The 1,984-nt window shown below is 68.2% G+C and carries 3 protein-coding genes; 2 read left to right on the top strand and 1 reads right to left on the bottom strand.

The genetic code is table 11. The features are described from left to right. Positions 1 to 516, top strand: a 516-nt coding sequence (locus MLGJGCBP_RS50585; RefSeq protein WP_236581204.1) for an Lsr2 family DNA-binding protein, incomplete at its 5' end; no start/stop codon positions are given. A gap of 439 nt (positions 517 to 955) precedes the next feature. Here MLGJGCBP_RS50585 and MLGJGCBP_RS18950 read toward each other — a convergent pair. After that, positions 956 to 1,123 (bottom strand): hypothetical protein, encoded by a 168-nt coding sequence (locus MLGJGCBP_RS18950; protein WP_160097567.1) that lies wholly within the window; start codon positions 1,121 to 1,123, stop codon positions 956 to 958. A gap of 364 nt (positions 1,124 to 1,487) precedes the next feature. Here MLGJGCBP_RS18950 and MLGJGCBP_RS18945 point away from each other — a divergent pair, with 364 nt between their 5' ends. After that, the gene (locus MLGJGCBP_RS18945) at positions 1,488 to 1,634 is read left to right on the top strand and encodes a GvpL/GvpF family gas vesicle protein (protein WP_236581203.1); all 147 of its coding nucleotides are present in this window, start codon (positions 1,488 to 1,490) and stop codon (positions 1,632 to 1,634) included. The last annotated feature ends 350 nt before the right edge of the window (positions 1,635 to 1,984 follow it).

Genomic DNA, 1,984 nt, shown 5'->3' with positions numbered 1-1,984 from the left:
GGGCGGCGGACCGCGAAGCTCGCCGATATCCCAGAGGTTGCCAAGCTCGTCGAGACTATTCGGGGCGAGCTGATGCCTGCCGCCCAAGCCGCGGCGTTCACCGCGGTCAACTCGCGCATCGATTCGCTGAACCGCCGGCTCGAGTCGGGCGCCGCGGACCGGGCGGCGGGCACCAGGCGGAGGTCGGACGAGGTCCGCGACAGCCGCGTCGTCGAGGCGGAAGAGCCCCCCGAGGCTGACGAGCCTGCAGAGGGCGAACAGAAGCGGAAAGACGGAAAGCTCCCCGAGAACGAAGGAGAGGAGCAGCACGAGGGGAAATTCGAGACCGACGAGAGTGAAGAGATTGCGCAGCCCGAGCAGGAAGAACCGCCAAGACGCAGTCCGCGTACCCGACGGACCCGGGGCGCACACACGGCCAAGGAAATCCGGGAATGGGCCGTCCAGCAAGGCTACGAGATCTCCGCGCGCGGGCGCATACCCGCGGACATCGAGCAAGCTTTCCGCGACGCTCACTGACCGCAGGTCGGGTGGGCTTGTCCCCGCTCGCGGAGCGGTGTCACGTGGGGGAGCATGCCCAGGTCAGACTGCTTGCAACCCGGAAGAATTGGCGGCGCGCCCGGCGGTGGTCGCGCCGGGGCAACGCTGACCCGGTACGGCACCCGAATGTGCGGGGGATCGTCACCCGACGAAGATGAGTACCCCCACGCACGCGGGCGTGAACACCGAGGCGACACCGCAGACCGTCCACGCGGCCGCCTCTCCCGGATGAGTATGGGTGCCGCAGCGGCTCGGTCGGTTCGGGCACACCGGCCGACGGGGCCGCGAGCGCATCCGCGGTCACCGCCGCACGGCGAGGTATCTCCCGGGCCCGGTCGGCGCCGAGGACGACTTCGTGAGTTTTCGACGGGGTGGTCTGGGTGGCTAGATCCGAGCTTTGGGGTGGTGTGATCGTCGCTTACCTGGGTGGTGCTCGATGCTGGAGGGAGTCGATTTCGGCGGACACCTCGTCGAGGCGGCGTCTGGCCTTCGCCAGCAGGCCCTCGAGTTCGAGAATGCCGACTTCCACTTCTTCCCGCTCGGCCAACCGGCGGGCGAGCTCGTCCGGAGGTGATTTCGTCTTCATCTATTCACGGTACCCAGGTCGTCAGGCCTGATGAGGTCGACCTGTTCCTCGGGTGAGACGTGTGCACGGGAGTGGTTCATGGGTTTGCGGGAGGGCCGCACGCGGCCGGGGCGGGGTGGGCGAACACTCGGCCTCGGCGCGTACGACGTAGGGCGCCCCGCGGCCGAAGGGGTTGGCGACCGGAGCCGGGGCTGGCTGCCCGGCCGGTGTGCGCGGGTCCGGGGCAACGTACTGTGCGGGTACCCGGATCGGGGCTGGCTACGCTGGATGTTCGGCGAGACGCGGACATCCTCAGCACCCTTGAAATGCTGTCCCCGCTGACCGACACCGTCACAGTCCGAGAACCCACCCACGACGGGACGCCGTGCAGATCGCGGTCCTGCTCGAGATCGACCGGCAGCACGAACTCGAACTGGCCGTCGGAGAGCTGGCCGAACGCTGGGACAACCGAGTCACGATGTGGATCCTCGGGCCGATGGCGCCCTACGACTTCATCGTCGCCCGCACATAGCCTCCCGCCCGCTCCACTGGAAGCAGGTGCGTCACCCGGATTCCTGTGGACGATTGCGGCCCCGATGCTCACCGGTACCACGATCGGCACCGGTACAACGCCGTCGTCGTCCGCAGGAGCCACCGACCGGTCGGACCGTTTCGCGGCCGAACTGCGGTGTTGCGTTGGGCGGTCGATTGAGTAGCCCTTGCCCGGGGTAGTCGGCGGAATGCGCCCCCCACCGCGCAGGATCCGCTCACAGACCGATGCCGGCGCCGAGGTGCACACAACATTTACTCGACGAAGGGTTGGGCGATGACAGGCAAAGGTCAGATGGCGTTGGCCGTGGGTGCGGGTTACATGCTGGGCCG

Origin of the sequence: Rhodococcus sp. T7 (genome assembly GCF_009872365.1) — a bacterium.
Taxonomy (GTDB): Bacteria; Actinomycetota; Actinomycetes; order Mycobacteriales; family Mycobacteriaceae; genus Rhodococcus_F.
Note: the sequence above shows the minus strand (reverse complement) of the source record. Positions and strands in the feature narration are given on the sequence as shown.